Origin of the sequence: Paenibacillus sp. JJ-223 (assembly GCF_927798175.1) — a bacterium.
Lineage (GTDB): Bacteria > Bacillota > Bacilli > Paenibacillales > Paenibacillaceae > Paenibacillus > Paenibacillus hubeiensis.
The window spans coordinates 94,175-112,306 of the sequence record NZ_CAKMMP010000010.1; the positions used below are offsets into that span (position 1 = coordinate 94,175).

The 18,132-nt window shown below is 50.6% G+C and carries 18 protein-coding genes; 17 read left to right on the forward strand and 1 reads right to left on the reverse strand.

Features of this window, described 5'->3' with window-relative positions:
• The first annotated feature begins 162 nt into the window (after nt 1-162).
• The 17 genes from pgsA to L6H98_RS18125 all read left to right on the forward strand — a co-directional run bounded on the left by pgsA (nt 163) and on the right by L6H98_RS18125 (nt 17,553).
• Complete coding sequence (gene pgsA, locus L6H98_RS18045) at nt 163-750, forward strand: CDP-diacylglycerol--glycerol-3-phosphate 3-phosphatidyltransferase (protein WP_236417160.1); 588 nt, start codon at nt 163-165, stop codon at nt 748-750.
• A gap of 109 nt (nt 751-859) precedes the next feature.
• Nucleotides 860-2,116 carry a competence/damage-inducible protein A gene (locus L6H98_RS18050; RefSeq protein ID WP_236417162.1) on the forward strand — a complete coding sequence of 419 codons (1,257 nt, stop codon included), beginning with the start codon at nt 860-862 and terminating at the stop codon, nt 2,114-2,116.
• Between the two features lie 241 nt (nt 2,117-2,357).
• Nucleotides 2,358-3,422 (forward strand): recombinase RecA, encoded by a 1,065-nt coding sequence (gene recA / locus L6H98_RS18055; RefSeq protein WP_290371461.1) that lies wholly within the window; start codon nt 2,358-2,360, stop codon nt 3,420-3,422.
• 249 nt (nt 3,423-3,671) lie between these two features.
• Entirely contained in the window at nt 3,672-4,412 is a 741-nt protein-coding gene (locus tag L6H98_RS18060) for a regulatory protein RecX (protein WP_236417164.1), read from the forward strand.
• A 308-nt stretch (nt 4,413-4,720) separates the two neighbouring features.
• Nucleotides 4,721-6,256 (forward strand): ribonuclease Y, encoded by a 1,536-nt coding sequence (gene rny, locus L6H98_RS18065; protein WP_236417166.1) that lies wholly within the window; start codon nt 4,721-4,723, stop codon nt 6,254-6,256.
• 123 nt (nt 6,257-6,379) lie between these two features.
• Nucleotides 6,380-7,174, forward strand: a complete 795-nt coding sequence (locus L6H98_RS18070) for a TIGR00282 family metallophosphoesterase (protein ID WP_236417168.1) — start codon at nt 6,380-6,382, stop codon at nt 7,172-7,174.
• Between the two features lie 116 nt (nt 7,175-7,290).
• Nucleotides 7,291-7,551 (forward strand): stage V sporulation protein S, encoded by a 261-nt coding sequence (locus tag L6H98_RS18075; protein WP_019005392.1) that lies wholly within the window; start codon nt 7,291-7,293, stop codon nt 7,549-7,551.
• Between the two features lie 88 nt (nt 7,552-7,639).
• Entirely contained in the window at nt 7,640-8,617 is a 978-nt protein-coding gene (locus L6H98_RS18080; protein WP_236417170.1) for a membrane dipeptidase, read from the forward strand.
• 118 nt (nt 8,618-8,735) lie between these two features.
• Nucleotides 8,736-9,308, forward strand: coding sequence for a phosphate propanoyltransferase (locus L6H98_RS18085; protein WP_236417171.1), 573 nt, complete (start codon nt 8,736-8,738; stop codon nt 9,306-9,308).
• Nucleotides 9,309-9,757: 449 nt separating this feature from the next.
• Nucleotides 9,758-11,314: a tRNA (N6-isopentenyl adenosine(37)-C2)-methylthiotransferase MiaB gene (gene miaB / locus L6H98_RS18090; protein WP_236417173.1), complete on the forward strand. Its 1,557-nt coding sequence runs from the start codon at nt 9,758-9,760 to the stop codon at nt 11,312-11,314.
• A 235-nt stretch (nt 11,315-11,549) separates the two neighbouring features.
• Nucleotides 11,550-11,999, forward strand: coding sequence for a YlbF family regulator (locus L6H98_RS18095; RefSeq protein WP_236417424.1), 450 nt, complete (start codon nt 11,550-11,552; stop codon nt 11,997-11,999).
• Nucleotides 12,000-12,102: 103 nt separating this feature from the next.
• Entirely contained in the window at nt 12,103-12,528 is a 426-nt protein-coding gene (locus L6H98_RS18100) for a PaaI family thioesterase (RefSeq protein WP_236417175.1), read from the forward strand.
• A gap of 58 nt (nt 12,529-12,586) precedes the next feature.
• Nucleotides 12,587-13,390, forward strand: coding sequence for an NUDIX domain-containing protein (locus tag L6H98_RS18105; protein WP_236417178.1), 804 nt, complete (start codon nt 12,587-12,589; stop codon nt 13,388-13,390).
• Between the two features lie 64 nt (nt 13,391-13,454).
• Nucleotides 13,455-14,021 (forward strand): isochorismatase family cysteine hydrolase, encoded by a 567-nt coding sequence (locus L6H98_RS18110; protein WP_236417179.1) that lies wholly within the window; start codon nt 13,455-13,457, stop codon nt 14,019-14,021.
• A 185-nt stretch (nt 14,022-14,206) separates the two neighbouring features.
• The gene (locus L6H98_RS18115; protein ID WP_236417181.1) at nt 14,207-15,661 is read left to right on the forward strand and encodes a nicotinate phosphoribosyltransferase; all 1,455 of its coding nucleotides are present in this window, start codon (nt 14,207-14,209) and stop codon (nt 15,659-15,661) included.
• A gap of 239 nt (nt 15,662-15,900) precedes the next feature.
• Nucleotides 15,901-16,920: an acryloyl-CoA reductase gene (locus tag L6H98_RS18120; RefSeq protein WP_236417182.1), complete on the forward strand. Its 1,020-nt coding sequence runs from the start codon at nt 15,901-15,903 to the stop codon at nt 16,918-16,920.
• Nucleotides 16,921-16,992: 72 nt separating this feature from the next.
• Nucleotides 16,993-17,553, forward strand: coding sequence for a hypothetical protein (locus tag L6H98_RS18125; RefSeq protein ID WP_236417184.1), 561 nt, complete (start codon nt 16,993-16,995; stop codon nt 17,551-17,553).
• A gap of 44 nt (nt 17,554-17,597) precedes the next feature.
• Here the strand turns inward: L6H98_RS18125 and L6H98_RS18130 are convergent, their stop codons facing one another.
• Nucleotides 17,598-18,116, reverse strand: coding sequence for a molybdenum cofactor biosynthesis protein B (locus L6H98_RS18130; RefSeq protein WP_236417186.1), 519 nt, complete (start codon nt 18,114-18,116; stop codon nt 17,598-17,600).
• Nucleotides 18,117-18,132: the final 16 nt, after the last annotated feature.

The following is an 18,132-nucleotide window of genomic DNA, read 5'->3' on the forward strand; positions in this document are numbered from 1 at the left end:
GTACATTACGGATGTCGCCGATACGTTTAAAACGGTGCCTGCGTTTGAACGGTTGGCTTTATTTTGCGTTTTTACATACACCTTATTGCCGGCACAGTCAAAATGATGGATGGGATTAGCGTTCATGTTTGGAGTTTTGGAGGATGAGAGGGAGGGCGTCTTGTGAATTTACCCAACCGGATTACGCTTGCACGTATTTGCTTAATCCCTTTTTTAATGGTGTTTCTGCTGGTGGATTTTCCGTTTTATCCGGAGCCGTTGCAGCTCGGAAGTTTCTCGCTTCCTTATAATCAATTGATTGCTGCGGTCATCTTCATCATTGCGGCAAGCACGGATGGCATTGACGGATATCTGGCGCGGAAAAACAATATGGTTACCAATCTTGGCAAATTGCTCGATCCGCTTGCGGACAAGCTGTTGGTAACCGCGGTGCTGATTTCTCTGGTCGAGATGGGCAAGCTGGATTCCTGGATTGCGGTCGTGATCATCAGCCGGGAATTTGCGGTTACCGGTTTGCGCCAAATCGCTTTGCTGGACGGTTCGGTCGTAGCGGCCAGCGCGTGGGGCAAATTGAAAACCGTCGTGCAGATTGCGGCAATCGTGCTGCTGCTGCTGAATAACTTCCCATTCTTCTTCCTGGGGATTCATGTGGACGTTATCGCAGTCTGGGCAGCGGCATTGATTACGATCTGGTCCGGAATCGACTATTTCATCAAAAATAAAAATTTGCTGAAGTTGTCTGAAGTATAACGTTTTACAGGTGAAAAAGGGTAATGAATGGCAGAATGCATCGCAAAGGGCAATAGGGACAAATCCTATTGCCCTTTGATCACTCGCGATACGTACAGGAGGATGTTCAATGAAGGCTGAAATCATAGCAGTAGGAACCGAGCTTTTGCTTGGGCAAATCGTAAATACGAATGCTAGATACCTTTCCCGCGAGCTTGCTGCGATCGGGATCGATGTCTATTTTCAAACTGTCGTTGGGGATAATCTGGGCCGGCTCAGCGAGGCCATTCGGATTGCACAAGGGCGTGCCGACGTTATCCTGTTCTCGGGAGGTATCGGCCCTACGCAGGATGACTTGACCAAGGATGCCCTGGCAGCCGTACTCGGACGACAGCTTCATATTGACCGCTTGTCCATGGACAAAATCGAGAAGTTTTTCCTGGACCGCAATGTGGACATGACCGAAAATAACCGCCGTCAAGCGATCGTCATCGAAGGTGGAACGCCGCTGGCCAATGAGACGGGCCTTGCTGCCGGAAACGCCATTTCGGATCAGGGCAAACATTATATCGTCATGCCTGGGCCGCCGAAGGAGCTCATTCCGATGTTTGAACAACAAGTGAAGCCATGGCTGTTCCAGCATGTTCTGACGACCGAAATGCCGATTTATTCCCGCATGCTGAAATTTGCGGGAATTGGCGAGTCCGCACTGGAGGATCGGCTGCTGGACCTGATTGATGGACAAACGGATCCGACGATTGCCCCTTACGCAAGCGAGGGCGAAGTCACAGTCCGCGTATCCACGAAAGCGCCGAGCGAGGGCGAAGCAAAGGTGAAGCTGGATGCGATGGAGGTCCAAATCCGGGAAAGGCTGCCTGAGCATCTCTACGCTAATGAGGATGTGCCTATCGAACATGCGATTGTCACAATGATGACGGACATGGGGCTGACGCTTAGTGCTGCGGAGAGCTGCACGGGAGGCCTTGTCATGCAGAGCCTGACATCGATTCCGGGGAGCGCGTCCATTTTGAAGGGTGGCATCGTGTGTTATTCCAATGAGTTAAAAGAGAAGCTTTTGAACGTGCCGCACAATTATTTGGAAGGTGAAGACGCCCCTGGAGCCGTGAGTCCCGAGGTGGCCAAGGTTTTGGCAGAGCAGGTCCGGATGATCGGGGACGCCGATTTTGGCCTGTCGGTGACCGGTGTTGCCGGGCCTGGATATTCGGAGCGCAAACCGCCGGGGCTTGTGTTCATCGGGCTGGCCCAGCGGGACAAAGAAACGGAAATCCATGAACTGCGGATCAACGGCAATCGTGAGACGGTGCGGATTCGTTCCGCCAAAGCTATATTGTATCGTCTGTGGCGCAAATTGGTCGATATGGACTAATTTTGGCGTTCGTGATTGCCTTTGTGAGCGTGGACCGGTATAATGGAGAAAGACGGAAGAACCGCACAATCAGGCTTTACAGCCTCGTTTGCGGTTCTTTTTTCTGTTTTGCTGATAGGCTTCATGGAGGAGAGGCGCCTCGTCCATCGTAAAAAAAACGAATGTATGTTCGAAAAAATGCTTGGCAAACGTGTTAAAACAAGGTATCATTATAGTATAAACAGTAAAGGGTGTGAACATATTGTCAGACCGTCGTGCCGCGCTTGATATGGCGCTCCGTCAAATAGAGAAGCAATTTGGTAAAGGTTCCATCATGAAATTGGGAGAATCCACTCACATGCAAGTGGAAATTATCCCCAGTGGATCCTTGGCTCTTGATATTGCATTAGGAACAGGTGGCCTTCCGAAAGGCCGTATTGTTGAAATATATGGACCGGAATCTTCCGGTAAAACAACCGTTGCCCTGCATGCCATTGCAGAGGTGCAAAAAGTGGGTGGACAAGCTGCATTTATCGACGCAGAGCATGCGCTTGATCCGCTGTATGCCAGCAAATTGGGCGTAAACATTGATGAACTGCTTCTTTCCCAGCCGGACACGGGTGAACAGGCGTTGGAGATTGCAGAAGCATTGGTTCGCAGCGGTGCTGTTGACATCATCGTTGTAGACTCGGTTGCCGCATTGGTACCAAAAGCTGAAATCGAAGGTGAGATGGGTGACTCCCACGTTGGTTTGCAAGCCCGTTTGATGTCCCAGGCGCTTCGTAAGCTTTCGGGTGCCATCAGCAAATCGAAAACGATCGCGATCTTTATCAACCAGCTTCGTGAAAAAGTAGGCGTCATGTTCGGTAACCCTGAAACGACCCCAGGTGGACGGGCCTTGAAATTCTATTCTACAGTACGTCTGGACGTACGTCGCGTAGAAAGCATCAAGTCAGGTAACGATATCATCGGTAACCGTACGCGTATCAAAGTTGTTAAAAATAAAGTGGCCCCTCCATTCAAACAGGCTGAAGTGGATATCATGTACGGCGAAGGTATTTCCAGAGAGGGAAGTCTCATTGATATCGCTACAGAGCTTGATATCGTGAATAAGAGTGGTGCATGGTATTCTTACGAAGGTGAACGCCTTGGACAAGGGCGCGAGAATGCCAAGCAGTTCATTAAAGAGCACACCGAAATTTCTAACGTTATTGAGCAAAAAATCCGTGAAGCAAGCAATTTGACAACGGTAGTTCCGGCTCCGACCAATGAACAATTGAAAGAGGAAGAGGAAGAAGAACAGGAATTGTTTGAACTGAACGAGTAGTCTTGTCCTTTCTCGCGGATGACCGAAGTGAAAATAGGCGTTTGAATTCATCGTACTGTTTTAACAGCCCCTGTCCAATCATTGGACAGGGGCTGTTAGCATGCATACCGCAGTTCATGGTATGTTATTGATATCCATAAAGTTCACATGTGGAGTTAGTTTTTTGCCTGATATTATAGTGGCTTTGAAATTGCACTTTTTTAAGGAGTCTGGGAAGGGCGTTTTGAAGGAAGGTAGAAGGGAGAGCGCATGGACAACACAGAGAAAGAACAGTGGGAAGCGGAACATGAACCGGAGGGGATCGCCGATTTTCCGGATAACGAGGAACTCGTAATTACACGCGTGGACAGGCTGAAGAGCCGGGAAGCACGGTATCGCATCACTTTTGGGACGTACTCATTAACCGTACTGGAAGACGTTATGATCAAGTATCGCATGACCAAAGGGAATACGTTTGTGAAGCGGGATTTGGAAAAAATCGTTGTGGCGGACGAGCGCCAGCGCATCTATGTGCAGTCATTGCGATATCTTGAACATAAGCAGCGGACCCGGCGAGAATTGGCCCAGAAGCTTCAACAAAAACAGTTTGAGGTAACATTGATTGAAGATGTGCTGGATCAGCTGGAGCGGGAGAAACTCGTTGATGATCAGTGGTTTGCAAAGGAATGGACGAGACAGCGTATGACAGGCCAGCGGAAGGGAAAACTGTGGATAAGGCAGGAACTGCGCCAAAAAGGCGTATCCAATGATCTCATTGCCGAGGCTTTGCAAGAAGTTAGCGCGCACGATGAGTTTGAAACTGCCCTGCTAGCAGGTCGAAAAAAGTGGAAGCAGGTTAAAGGTGACATTTCCGAAAAAAAACGTAAAACATTTCCCTTTCTGGTTCGCCGCGGATTTCCCATGGATATGGTTCGTCGTGCGGTGAATGTTCTGATCGAGGAAGATGGCGAGACGGACAACGAAGAGCATGAAAGTTGGTTATGGGATTAACAGGACGATGTGCCAGGTTGCATTCTCTTGACAATTTATTTCGTCAAATACTAAAATGGACATGAGTCTGTAAGAATTGGGTAACCCTTTTTCCTTCCAAAAAAGCGGTTTCCGATTTCCAGGACTTTCAACCATTCATTGACTATGGTTCGCTTGAGAAGGCGGATAGTACGTGGAAACATGTACACTTGAAATGAAAATCGGCGGGGGATCGCCGTGAGTATTCGTATTCCCAAAATATGCGAGGTTTGAAAACAGAAAAAAGACCCAAGGAATGCCTTGGAGGAACCAACGAGGAGGTGAACAGTATGATAATCACGATCGTTCTCGTTGTAGCCGCGCTATTCATTGGGTTCGGAGTCGGATATTTTATTCGCAAATCTCTTGCAGAGGCCAAAATTTCCAGTGCGGAACAAGCTGCCGTACAAATCGTTGAAAATGCGAAAAAAGAGGCAGAGGCGCTGAAAAAAGAGACGGTGCTGGAAGCAAAAGACGAAATCCATCGCATTCGCGCCGAAGCTGAAAAAGACACTCGTGAACGTCGAAATGAAATTCAACGACAAGAAAGACGATTGTTGCAAAAAGAAGAGTCGCTGGATAAAAAGATGGAATCACTCGAACGTAAAGAAGAGCAAGTGGCTAACAAAGAGAAACGCATTGATGAGACACAGCAGCAAATTGAAATGATTTACAAAAGCCAGGTTACGGAGCTGGAGCGTATCTCCAACCTCACCATGGAAGACGCACGCAGTATCATACTGTCCAACGTAGAGCAGGAAGTCCGTCATGAGACGGCTCAGATGATCAAGGACATTGAACAGCAGGCGAAGGAAGAGGCGGACAAAAAATCCCGCGAAATTATTACCCTGGCCATCCAGCGTTGCGCGGCAGATCACGTGGCAGAAACGACGGTATCTGTTGTAACGCTTCCGAATGAAGAGATGAAAGGCCGGATTATCGGTCGTGAAGGACGAAACATCCGTGCACTAGAAACCCTTACCGGGATTGACCTCATTATCGATGATACGCCAGAAGCAGTCATTCTGTCGGGCTTTGACCCGATTCGCCGTGAAATTGCCCGTACAGCCCTGGAGAAACTGGTGGCAGACGGACGTATTCATCCGGCACGCATTGAAGAGATGGTGGAGAAATCCCGCAAAGAAGTGGATGAGCGTATCCGTGAATACGGTGAGCAAGCTACGTTCGAGGTGGGCGTACACGGTCTGCATCCGGATTTGATCAAAATTTTGGGCAGATTGAAATTCCGTACAAGCTATGGTCAGAACGTCTTGAAACATTCAATGGAAGTCGCCTACTTGGCTGGATTGATGGCTGGCGAGCTTGGAGAAGATGTTACGCTGGCAAGACGTGCCGGATTATTGCATGATATCGGTAAAGCGCTGGATCACGAAGTGGAAGGATCACACGTCGAAATCGGCGTGGAACTGGCGAAGAAATACAAGGAGCACCCTGTTGTCATCAACAGCATCGCTTCCCATCATGGGGATTGCGAGGCAACTTCGGTTATTGCCATGCTGGTTGGAGCAGCAGATGCCTTATCCGCAGCAAGACCAGGCGCACGCCGCGAAACACTGGAAACGTATATCAAACGACTGGAGAAGCTGGAAGAAATTTCGGAATCGTTCGAAGGTGTCGAGAAATCGTATGCCATTCAGGCCGGCCGCGAAGTTCGCGTCATGGTGCAGCCTGATAAAATCGACGATGCGGAAGCTTTCCGCCTCGCACGTGACATCACCAAGATGATCGAGAACGAGCTCGATTATCCGGGACACATCAAAGTCACCGTGATCCGGGAAACCCGGGCGGTTGAATACGCAAAATAGATCATTTCGAAAAGTGGCCGCGATTGTGGCCGCTTTTCTTATTTATGCACGTTACCGTTGCTTTTGGCGCATAACATGTTTAATCCGGATTCAGATATGGTAAGTAATGAAGGAGGCAATACATTGAAAGTTCTTTTTATCGGTGACATCGTAGGAAACGTCGGGCGCAAAGCGTTGAAAGAAAATCTGCCTTACCTTAAAAACAAGTACAAGCCGCATGTCGTCATCGTCAATGGCGAGAACGCGGCGGCAGGCCGCGGGATTACCGGAGCGATTGCGAACGAATTTTTTAACTGGGGCGTGCATGGCATAACGCTGGGCAATCACACATGGGATAACAAGGACATTTTTGAGTTCATCGACGATGAGCCGCGTATGATTCGTCCTGCCAACTTTCCTCCAGGCACTCCAGGCAGAGGGTACACCGTGGTCAAAGGCGAGGGCAAAGAATTGGCCATCGTGAATCTGCAAGGGCGCACGTTTCTGCCCGCACTGGATTGCCCGTTCCGCACCGCCGACGAGATCGTCGACGAGCTTCGCCAGAAGCACAAGTGTATTCTGGTCGATATGCATGCAGAAGCGACCTCGGAGAAAATTGCGATGGGCTGGCATTTGGACGGTCGTGTCTCGCTTGTCGTGGGAACGCACACCCATGTGCAAAGCAATGATGATCGCATTTTGCCGGGAGGAACGGCTTATTTGACGGATGCCGGCATGGTTGGACCGCGTGACGGCATCTTGGGCATGGAACGTCAGGCAGTATTGCGCAAGTTTTATACCCAATTGCCGGTACGCTTTGTGGTGGATGACGGCAAATGGCACTTCCATGGCGTGTTTGTGGAAATCGACGAAAGCACGGGCAAAGCAACCCGAATCGAGAAAATTCGTTTAAACGAGGATGAGTGGCGCATGGAGTAGCGGGGTGTTCCCGTTTTCTCCGAGCCTCGTCTAAAAAGAAGGAATTTTTTTGCCTCCCGCGAATAAAATCTAGTAAGTGGAAACAAACATTCAACAATCCCAGGGAGGTACTTACCATGGAAGTATTAAAAGTTTCAGCAAAGTCCAATCCCAATTCCGTTGCCGGTGCGCTTGCAGGTGTTCTTCGTGAACGTGGAAATGCTGAACTGCAGGCCATCGGGGCGGGTGCATTGAATCAAGCCATTAAAGCGGTAGCGATAGCCCGGGGATTCGTAGCACCAAGTGGAGTTGACTTGATTTGTATTCCAGCTTTTACTGATATCGTAATTGACGGTGAGGACCGAACGGCCATTAAGCTGATAGTGGAGCCCAGATAATACATGATTCCTGCAAGGAGCCTGTTTACGTCGTAGACAGGTTTTTTTGCATGCCATTTTTTATTTCCAGGCCAAAGGAGGAGCGTTCATGCGTGAATGGCGTGTCGCCGATTTTCATTGTGATGCCTTGAGCAAAATGTTGTTGAAACCCGAGCTTTCGTTCCGAAATGCATCGGAGCTGGATGTCAATGTGCAGCGTATGGAGGAAGGCGGCGTCGGCTTGCAGGCGTTTGCGATCTATTTGCCGGAAGTATTGGGCCGGGGGAAGTTTGAGCACGTTATGGGTCAGCTCGAATTATACAGAAACCGGGTTCATGGGAACGATGGGCAAGGCCGGGGGATCCAAACGCTGTTATGGCGGGAACAGGTGGCTGATGTCAGGAAGCTTGAGAACCCATGGGGACTTTTGACGCTGGAGGGTGTGGACGGCCTGGAAGGCAGCCTGTTCTACTTGCAGCTATGTTACGAGATGGGCATACGAATCGTAGGGCTGACCTGGAACTATGCCAATTGGGCGGCAGACGGGGTGATGGAGCAGCGAGGAGCGGGTTTGACCGAGAAAGGCAAGGCATTGGTCGGGCGCTGCAATGAAATCGGCATGCTGCTGGATGTTTCGCATTTGACGGAAAAAGGGTTCTGGGAACTGACCGAGCTGAGCAAGCGTCCGTTTATTGCTTCCCATTCGAACAGCTACGAGGTGTGTCCCCATGTCCGCAATTTGAAGGATGATCAAATTCGGGCCATTGTGGCCCGGAATGGGCGGGTGGGATTGACGTTTGTGCCATGGTTCGTGAAACAGGCGGATGAGGTACACATGGAAGATCTGCTGCCGCATATCGAACGGATATGCACCTTGGGCGGAGCGCAGCATTTGATGATGGGGTCCGACTTTGACGGAATACCGACATATATTCATGGTTTGGAGCATTCGGGGAAATATCCGCAGTGGATCGAAGTGCTGCTGAAACATTATGACGAGCATGTGGTGCGAGGCTGGATGTGGGATAATGCGATAAATTATTTGCATGAACAATTGCCTTCTTCTGCCGCCAATCAGGTAAAATAAGGGGATTTCATGAATTTTCAACAGTTCGTTTTCATTTCACGCCAAAAAGGGGTATAATACCAAAGGATTGTTATGAGCCTGACCTCAGGCCAGAGATAAACAAGGAGTGAAATTTCAAATGAGTAAAACAGTACCTGTGGGCGTATCCGCCCGCCACATTCACGTATCCCAAGAGCATGTCGACATTTTGTTCGGCAAAGGTTATCAACTGACTGAGTTCAAACCTCTGTCCCAACCAGGCCAATACGCCGCAAACGAAACAGTAGCGGTAATCGGTTCGAAAGGACAGTTCGATAAAGTCCGCATCCTCGGGCCTGTTCGCCCGGAAACCCAATTGGAAATCTCCATGACGGATTCCTTTGCGATCGGCGTTAAAGCCCCTGTACGCGAGTCCGGAAACATTGAAGGAACTCCGGGAATAACCATCAAAGGCCCTGCCGGCGAAGTAACCATCGACAAAGGCGTCATCGTTGCTGCCCGCCATATCCACTTCCACACTTCCGATGCGGAAAAATGGGGCATTCAAGACAAACAAATGCTGAAAGTGCGCTTGAGCGGCGAACGCGGCCTCGTGTTGGAAAATGTAGTGGCACGCGTATCCGACTCCTTTGCATTGGACATGCACATCGATACCGATGAAGCAAACGCGGCAGGCGCGCGTAATGGCGACACTGCTGAAATCATCGACTAAGGAATTTCGGGGACATTAGCGGTGGTTTATTTCGACGAAATTTTCGCTGGAATTTCGTTGAAGTCTCTGCCGCGATACAAATGGGAACTGGTTTCCTTTAAGGCAATCCACTCTTTTTGGAGAATGTAATACCAAGTCCAAAAACCTGAGCACATCCATGGTACGGTCGAAGACCGATGTTATGGATAGCTCGGGTTTTTGCATATAGGAAGACCGATGCCGCAACCAAACGAGGTTCCACTGCTCCATCACTCGGCGTTGCATACATAAGGCGTTACGTTTCAGCGATACAAGAGGCGGCAGGCTTTGCGTATGGAACTGCGGTCCAAACCATGTTATAATTTGACGTAATGCTCTTTTGTTGTATAACGGGTGCAAAGAACACCGATCCATATGGTATAACGGATTTTAATGAATATGAATAGAGGCTGTAAGGAGTGACCGCAGGCATGGCTAAAGATTCGAAAAAGGATTACTCCCGATATTTTGATTTCTCCGATGCCAAAGTAATTTCACAAGATGAATTCAGTAAAAAAATTCGGATTCGCGGCCGGGACATTACGATCAAGTCCGAACCGAATCATCGTCAGGAGAAACAGCGGGGAAAGGAAGACATCCAGGTACTTTACGACAATGCCGTCCCGGATGAATTGAAGCATATCGGCGAAGGCAAACATTATATCGTTTACACCTATGGATGCCAGATGAACGAGCATGATTCGGAGACGATTAAAGGTCTGCTCGAATCCATGGGTTACCAGGCTACGGAAGATCGCAAGGAAGCCGACATCATCCTGCTGAACACATGTGCGATTCGCGAAAATGCGGAGGACAAGGTGTTTGGCGAGCTCGGTCATCTCAAAACGTTGAAAACCGAACGTCCAGGCTTGCTGCTTGGGGTGTGCGGCTGCATGTCCCAGGAGGAAGGCGTCGTTAACCGCATCATGCAAAAGCATGGTTTTGTGGACATGATCTTTGGTACGCATAACGTGCACCGTTTGCCTCATCTGATTCAGGAAGCGCTGTTCAGCAAGGAAATGGTCGTTGAGGTTTGGTCCAAAGAGGGCGATATCATCGAAAACCTGCCGAAAAAACGGGAAGGCATGCGAGCATGGGTCAACATCATGTATGGTTGCGACAAGTTCTGTACGTATTGCATCGTTCCGTATACGCGCGGCAAGGAAAGAAGCCGCAGACCGGAAGACGTCATTGCCGAGGTGCGTGACCTGGCAAGGCAGGGCTTCAAGGAAATTACGTTGTTGGGGCAGAACGTCAATGCTTACGGCAAAGACTTTACCGATATAAACTACAGCTTCGCGAACCTGATGGACGACATCCGCAAAATCGACGTTCCCCGCGTTCGCTTTACGACAAGCCATCCGCGCGATTTTGACGACGATCTGATCGAAGTTCTCGCCAAGGGGGGCAATCTGGTCGAGCATATTCATCTTCCGGTGCAGTCCGGCAGCACGGAAGTGCTCAAACGCATGAGTCGCAAGTATTCGCGGGAACACTATCTGAACCTGGCTCACAAAATCAAGAAAGCGATCCCGAATGTGGTGCTGACCACCGACATTATCGTCGGTTTCCCTGGAGAAACGGACGAACAGTTCGAGGACACGCTTTCCCTCGTGCGCGAAGTAGGTTATGATTTTGCTTATACGTTCATCTATTCTCCGCGCGAAGGAACACCGGCTGCGGTAATGGAGGACAATGTGCCGATGGAAGTCAAGAAGGAGCGCCTGAAACGCTTGAACGAAACGATCAACGAATACAGCCACCGCAGCAACGAGAAGCAGCGCGGCAAAGTGGTTGAGGTATTGGTCGAAGGCGAGAGCAAACGGAACTCCAACGTACTGGCTGGACGCACACGCAGCAACAAATTAGTGCATTTCGAAGGTTCAAAAGATCTGATCGGGACGTTTGTGCAGGTCGAAATCACCGACCCGATGACGTTCTATATCCGGGGTAACCTGCTCACCGATCCGGTTGCAGCGAATCAGTAAATATACATTACCACCCTGCAAAATAACGTGTTTGAAGTTGGAATCCAGCGCACGCAGCGGAGGAGACGGAGGAAGCGAGAGCGCTCGCCTTTGTCACCGAATTTCAACCTTGAGCAACATAGATTCAGAAATTCGGGGACAACAGCGATCGGAAGAACGATCCGTAACCGTAGCGGACTGGTGGGAGAAAGAACCGTTCATTTTGCCTCATCTCATACGAATTGGAGCGATTACAGTGGCGCAAGAACAAGTGCAATATAACCGTTATGGTATGCCGACGTACGATACGCGCGATCTGGTCATACGCGACGACATTATGAGAAAAGCCAAAGAGTTGGCCAGTATGATCGGAACCAGCGAGGAAGTGAAGCAATTCCAGCAGGCTGAAGCCAAAATCCAAAACCATGAACGCATTCAGCAACTGATCGCCAACATCAAGAAAAAACAGAAGGAAATCGTAGCCTTCGAAAGTTTCAAAAATGCGGCCATGGTGAGCAAAATCGAGCAGGAGATCGAAGAGCTTCAGGATGAGCTGGATAGTATTCCGTTGGTCAACGAATTCCAGCAAAGCCAAAGCGACATCAACTATTTGCTGCAGCTGGTCGTTTCCGTGATCCGGGATACCGTTTCCGAGAAAGTCAATGTGGAGGCAGGCACGGACTCGCCGCCGAGCAGCTGCGGTTAAAAAATGGAAAGGGTGCGGACGCGGTCCGTGCCTTTTTGTTCATATCGGAAAACGAATGCATCAAGAATGAACAGACGAAGGTGCTATGAAGGAGAAATCAAATATGAGCATTTTGGATAAAATGGTGGAGGAAGGCAGCGGCCGGTTCTGGGGATTCCTGGGCTGCCGTTATATAAAAGGGAGTCAAAGCGAAGTACAGATCGCGCTGACGGCCGGCGAGCAGCATACCAATTCCATGGGCATCATCCATGGAGGCGTGCTGACCTCTTTGATGGATCAGGCGATGGGGATGGTAGCTACTGCGGCGATGGACGTGGACAGCTGCGTCACAACCAACCTGAACGTGCACTTTCTGGCACCCATGCATCAGGGGGAGCTGACGGTTACGGCAACCGTATTGCATCAAGCAGGGCGAAGCATTACAACCCAGGCGGAAATCCATGACCAAGCCGGTACGCTCGGGTGCATGGCTACCGCAACGTTTCGCGTCGCGCGTACGAAAAAGCCCGATCAGCAATCAAATGGTTGACAAACGGTATTACTATGTCATAATGAAATTATCAAAATGAAAATAGTCGGTGGTGCCCATGAGCGAAAACAACGAACACTTCAATGCTGAGAACGATGAAGAAATGGCGCGTGCCTATAGTTCCAAAAAATATCGTACCCCGGACGGCGTGCCCGCAGATATCGTCATGTTTACCTTGACCAAGCGGGAACGCAGAACGGTAACCAAAACGTTGCCGATTCGGGAATTGAAAGTGATGCTCATCAAACGCAAAGGTTGGCCTTTTGCCGGCAGATGGGCACTTCCAGGAGGGTTTTGCCAGGAGAATGAATCCATCTATGACGCCGCCAAGCGGGAATTGATGGAAGAGACCGGCGTCGACGGCGGTCACCTGGAATACTTGAATGTGTACAGCCAGCCGGGTCGGGATCCGAGGGGCTGGATTATCTCCCATGCATTTTTCGCATTGGTCGAGGAATGGATGCTGGAACACCGCCAGGCGGCCGATGATGCCGAGGAGGTAGGCCTGTTTACGATTCAGGAGGCATTGCATGAGCTGGAGCTTGGTTTCGATCACCGGACCATTATTGAGGATGCGTATCACCGGATTCAGCAGCAGATGCTGGAAACGACCATTGCAAGGCAATTCCTGCCCCGCGAATTTACGCTTAGCGAACTGTATCAGGTGATCCAGAGCGTCGTACCGGATTTCGAAGAGCCCAACTTCATTCGCAAAATCACATCGACGCGCAGTCGCAAAGGCATCGTCGAAGAGGTCAGGGATGAGGAAGGCAATTTGCTAAGCTCGAATCAGTATTCGCAGCGTCCGGCGCAGCTGTATCGGTTCACCGAGCTTGTGCCGCGTTTATCCATTTACACATAATTGGCAAAAACGGTCACAATGACGAAGTTCATGTACCTACCTCAAACCAAGGGAGTGTGGACGAATGAAAGCATTGATCGTGATTGATTTCACGCATGATTTTGTGACGGGAGCATTGCCCGTAGGCCAGCCGGCCGTGGACATCGCTGAGACTGTCGCTGCAGTGACCGAGACGTATTGCCGGAATGGTCATGAAGTGGTGATGGCCGTTGACTTGCATGAACAGAATGATCCATATCATCCGGAGACGGCGTTGTTTCCGCCGCACAATATCCGCGGTTCGAAAGGACGGGAGTTGTATGGACGCCTTGCAGAGGTCATGGAACAGTACAAGTCGGAAATCCGATGGATGGACAAAACGAGATATAGCGCTTTTTGCGGCACCGATCTTGAGTTAAAGCTGAGGGAACGAGGAATTACGGACATTGCCCTGATTGGTGTATGTACGGACATATGCGTGCTTCATACGGCCGTGGACGCCTATAACAAAGGATTTCACATTACGGTATTTGAGGACGCCGTGGCCAGCTTCAACCCTGGGGGACATGAGTGGGCGCTCGGACATTTCCGTTCCAGCCTTGGGGCTCAGGTCATTCAAGCGCGAGAGACGGTATTGGCAGCCAATGAATGAAGCATGAGCCGGCGTGCATGTCAGAAACGATGACAGGGCCAATGATTTGATTTAAAACAAACCATGTTAGCGGAGACTCGATTGTTGTTTGGACATACAGCAACAGGATAGAGTCTCCACCATGATGACCCGTGACTGTGGACAGGATCCATGGACATGAGCGGAAGTCGGAAAGGATGAGACAAATGCAGACTAGCCTGGCGTTACACACGGATAAGTATCAAATCAACATGATGTATGCGCACTGGGTCAATGGAACTCACAAACGGAAGGCGGTGTTCGAAGCATACTTCCGCAAGCTTCCTTTCGGAAACGGTTATGCCGTATTTGCCGGATTGGAACGCATTGTGAATTATATCAGCCAGCTTCGCTTTACGATGGAGGACATCGAATATTTATCCAAACAACAGGAAAACTACGATCCGGGCTTTCTTGAGGAACTGCTTCAGTTTTCATTCAAGGGAACCATTCATTCCATGAAAGAAGGAGCATTGGTTTTCCCCGACGAACCGTTGATTCGGGTCGAGGGCTCCATTATGGAGGCACAGTTGGTGGAGACGGCCATCCTTAATTTCATGAATTATCAGACATTGATTGCGACCAAGGCATCCCGGATCAAACGGGTGGCGAATCAGGACACTCTCCTGGAGTTCGGCACGCGCAGGGCACAGGAGGCGGATGCGGCCATTTGGGGAGCGCGTGCTTCATATATTGCCGGCTTTCATGCCACGTCCAACATGTTGGCGGGAGAGCGCTTCGGTATCCCGACGGCGGGAACGCATGCCCATTCCTGGGTGCAAACGTTCATGAGCGAGCAGGAAGCTTTTGATGTGTATGCCAAAGTCATGCCCGATCAAGTCACGCTGCTGGTAGATACATTCGATACATTGAACAGCGGTGTGCCTCATGCGATCAAGACGGCCAAAATGCTTGAAAGCCAAGGCAAACGCATGAACGCCATTCGTCTTGATAGCGGAGACCTTGCTTATTTGTCGATTCAAGCCAGACAGATGCTGGATGAGGCTGGATTGGACTACGTAAAAATCGTGGCTTCCAACGATCTGGATGAGAACACGATCTTTAACCTGAAGGCTCAGGGCGCGCGTATCGACACATGGGGTGTGGGTACGCAGTTGATCACGGCTTCGGATCAGCCTTCGCTCGGCGGTGTATACAAGTTGGTGGAGCGTGAAGTGGAAGGCGGCATGCTGCCGACGATCAAAATATCCGCAAATCCGGAAAAAGTATCGACGCCGGGGAAAAAGGAAGTTTTTCGAATCGTCGACCCGAAGCATGGCAAAGCCATTGCCGACTACATTTGTTATCCTGGAGAAGAACAGCCGGTTCAGGGCGGGCCGCTCAAACTGTTCAATCCACTTCACCCTTATCTGAAAAAGACGGTAACCCGCTATGAAGCGGTCAACATGCTGGAGCCCATCTTCGTGGATGGACAGCAGGTTTATGAACTGCCTACGCTGGATGACATTCGCAGATATCATGAAGAACAGCTTGACCTGTTCTGGCCGGAATATTTGCGCAAACTCAATCCGGAAATTTATCGCGTGAACATCAGCCCTGCGGCGTGGAACATGAAGCAGAAGCTGATTGCGGAGCATGTGCATTCGCAGGAAGAGTTTTAATAATCAAGGCTGGGCATGACCTGAAAGCTTGTTAGGGGTCATGCCTTTTTGATATGTGTCAAAAATCATGGACGGGGACTCCGCAAAGTACGGTATACTATCCCTTGATTCCACCCTGCGAAACATTTCCCGGGAAAACCCGGCAATGCCTGAAATGTTTCAATCCGGTGCTGTCAGGGGATGAAAGTAACAGAAGCAGTCCATGAGTCCATCATTTAAAATATAAGGAGAAGATCTCTATGAATACATCGTTTCCAGCTTATGTTGTACGTCAGGATGAGCAGGGCCGCGTTCACGCAGCGATCGAGCAGCTCCGAAAAGAAGATTTGCCGAACGGCGACGTCAGCGTACACGTCCAGTATTCGAGCGTCAATTACAAAGACGGCCTTGCTGCCGCTGAGAAAGGCGGAGTGGTACGCCATTATCCGATGGTTCCGGGCATCGATATCGCGGGGGTCGTCGAAGAATCGGTCAGCGGCAGGTTTGCTCCCGGAGACCGGGTCATTAGTACGGGGTATGAACCAGGGGTTTCCCATTTCGGGGGATTCAGCAGATATGCGCGTCTGAGCAGTGAGTGGCTTGTGCCGCTGCCTCCGGGATTAAGCGAGAAGGAAGCGATGGCGATCGGCACGGCGGGTTTTACAGCGGCCCTCTCTGTGGACGCATTGCTGCATGCTGGCGTGAAACCGGCTATGGGGCCGGTGTTGGTTACGGGCGCCACGGGCGGCGTCGGCAGCATGGCCGTTGCGATTCTCTCACGGTTAGGCTTTGAGGTGACGGCGAGCACGGGGAAAAAGGCAGAGCAGGAACCGCTGCTGAAACGGCTCGGGGCAGCGCATGTCATCTCAAGGGAAGAAGCAGACGCACCGGCCAAGGGAGCGCTCGGGAAACAGTTATGGGCCGGGATCGTAGATCCGACCGCAGGAGCGGGGCTGGCTGAACGGTTGAAGCACGTCCGTTATGGCGGTGCTGCTGCCGTATCGGGATTGACGGGCGGGCCGTCGTTCGAATCGAGCGTGTTTCCTTTTATTCTGCGCGGCGTGCAGTTGATCGGGATCGATTCCGTGTATTGTCCGATGGAGCGCCGGGAACGGATCTGGAAGCTGCTCGGCGGGGAATGGAAGCCTGAACGGGCGCTTGAGCTCGGCATTCAAGAGATTTCCTGGGCACAACTGCCCCAGACGCTCGAAACGATTTTGAAAGGCGGGGCAGTGGGCCGATCCGTGCTGAACACGATGACGGAGCCGCCGATGGAATAAAACGATGGGACAGCAGGCATGCTAACTCTACCCGAAGTGTACCGATTCAGGTCGCTGGAAAGGAAGAGAGGCATGGATTTCAAGCAATGCAGCAAACGAGCAAAAGCAAGAAAGGGAAGACGGCTGCCATCAGCCATTATTCTAGTGGGAATATGCATGCTGGTCATGTTGGGAGCGTGTTCGTCTTCTTCGCTGAAGCAGGAGCGCAAAATATATTCCGGACAGTCGGCAGAGGAAGGCAATATACGGGCGCAAAATCAAGGCCAAGGATTAAACGGGCCTCTTTTGGAGGAGCTTGAGAAGGAATTCTCGGCCAAAGGCATCAAGCTTATGAACACGATGACAGCAGATGACGGTCAAGGCGGCGTTGCCTATATGGCTTTGCTTGATGGGGACGGTCGGCATGTGGTCAAGGTGCACATATTTCGTGATGCTGGCATGAGAGCTTCGGAAATGTATGAAATGGTAGGTCATGCCGGTGACCAGGCAAACGTGGACAATGTGTTGGGACATACGACCATGCTGAGCAAAGGGCATGTTGCCATGGTTTATACAGCTGGCGGGGGCGAGAGGGACCGGTACGAAAAAGAGGTTCTCGACGTGTTCCATCATGTGCTGGATCAGATCCATTAAACAGAGGGATCCCCTGTGCGAATTACGAAAACCCGTCTGATTTGTCAGACGGGTTTATATATTTCGCGCATGACATGCCGCAGCTCGGGCAAAATAATTTTTTCCATGGCCAGCTTGACGGCCCCTCTCGAGCCAGGCATGGAAAAAACGGCTGTGCGTCCGATCGTTCCGGCGACGGCCCGGCTAAGAATGGCGGCAGAACCAATGTCCTCCGTATAACTGAGAAAACGGAAAATTTCCCCGAATCCGGGCAGTTCCTTATCCAGCAGCGAAGATACTGCTTCATACGTCGTATCTCTCGGCGCAATGCCTGTTCCGCCGCTCATCAGAACCGCTTCGATATCATCCCGCACAGACGCATCCTGCAGGATGGCCTGAATGCGCTCTGTCTCATCCGGCGTAATCAAATATTCGACGACCTGATAGCCTGCTTCGGTCAAAAGCTGATGCATCAGCTGACCGCTCGCGTCGGTTTCTTTGGTTCGCGTATCCGATACGGTTACGATCATACACGAGACTGAATCCGGAGCTTCTTGGCGATGTTGTTCCACGGAAGTGCTCATCCTTGTTATCCTCTCC

What these genes read in the sequence shown, in the direction of transcription:
- L6H98_RS18050 (WP_236417162.1), top strand. Translation starts at nt 860, where the DNA reads ATGAAGGCTGAAATCATAGCAGTAGGAACCGAGCTTTTGCTTGGGCAA.
- L6H98_RS18120 (WP_236417182.1), top strand. Translation starts at nt 15,901, where the DNA reads ATGAATACATCGTTTCCAGCTTATGTTGTACGTCAGGATGAGCAGGGC.
- L6H98_RS18085 (WP_236417171.1), top strand. Translation starts at nt 8,736, where the DNA reads ATGAGTAAAACAGTACCTGTGGGCGTATCCGCCCGCCACATTCACGTA.
- L6H98_RS18100 (WP_236417175.1), top strand. Translation starts at nt 12,103, where the DNA reads ATGAGCATTTTGGATAAAATGGTGGAGGAAGGCAGCGGCCGGTTCTGG.
- L6H98_RS18075 (WP_019005392.1), top strand. Translation starts at nt 7,291, where the DNA reads ATGGAAGTATTAAAAGTTTCAGCAAAGTCCAATCCCAATTCCGTTGCC.
- L6H98_RS18105 (WP_236417178.1), top strand. Translation starts at nt 12,587, where the DNA reads ATGAGCGAAAACAACGAACACTTCAATGCTGAGAACGATGAAGAAATG.
- rny (WP_236417166.1), top strand. Translation starts at nt 4,721, where the DNA reads ATGATAATCACGATCGTTCTCGTTGTAGCCGCGCTATTCATTGGGTTC.
- L6H98_RS18080 (WP_236417170.1), top strand. Translation starts at nt 7,640, where the DNA reads ATGCGTGAATGGCGTGTCGCCGATTTTCATTGTGATGCCTTGAGCAAA.
- miaB (WP_236417173.1), top strand. Translation starts at nt 9,758, where the DNA reads ATGGCTAAAGATTCGAAAAAGGATTACTCCCGATATTTTGATTTCTCC.
- L6H98_RS18110 (WP_236417179.1), top strand. Translation starts at nt 13,455, where the DNA reads ATGAAAGCATTGATCGTGATTGATTTCACGCATGATTTTGTGACGGGA.
- L6H98_RS18130 (WP_236417186.1), bottom strand. Translation starts at nt 18,116, where the DNA reads ATGAGCACTTCCGTGGAACAACATCGCCAAGAAGCTCCGGATTCAGTC.
- L6H98_RS18115 (WP_236417181.1), top strand. Translation starts at nt 14,207, where the DNA reads ATGCAGACTAGCCTGGCGTTACACACGGATAAGTATCAAATCAACATG.
- L6H98_RS18060 (WP_236417164.1), top strand. Translation starts at nt 3,672, where the DNA reads ATGGACAACACAGAGAAAGAACAGTGGGAAGCGGAACATGAACCGGAG.
- L6H98_RS18125 (WP_236417184.1), top strand. Translation starts at nt 16,993, where the DNA reads ATGGATTTCAAGCAATGCAGCAAACGAGCAAAAGCAAGAAAGGGAAGA.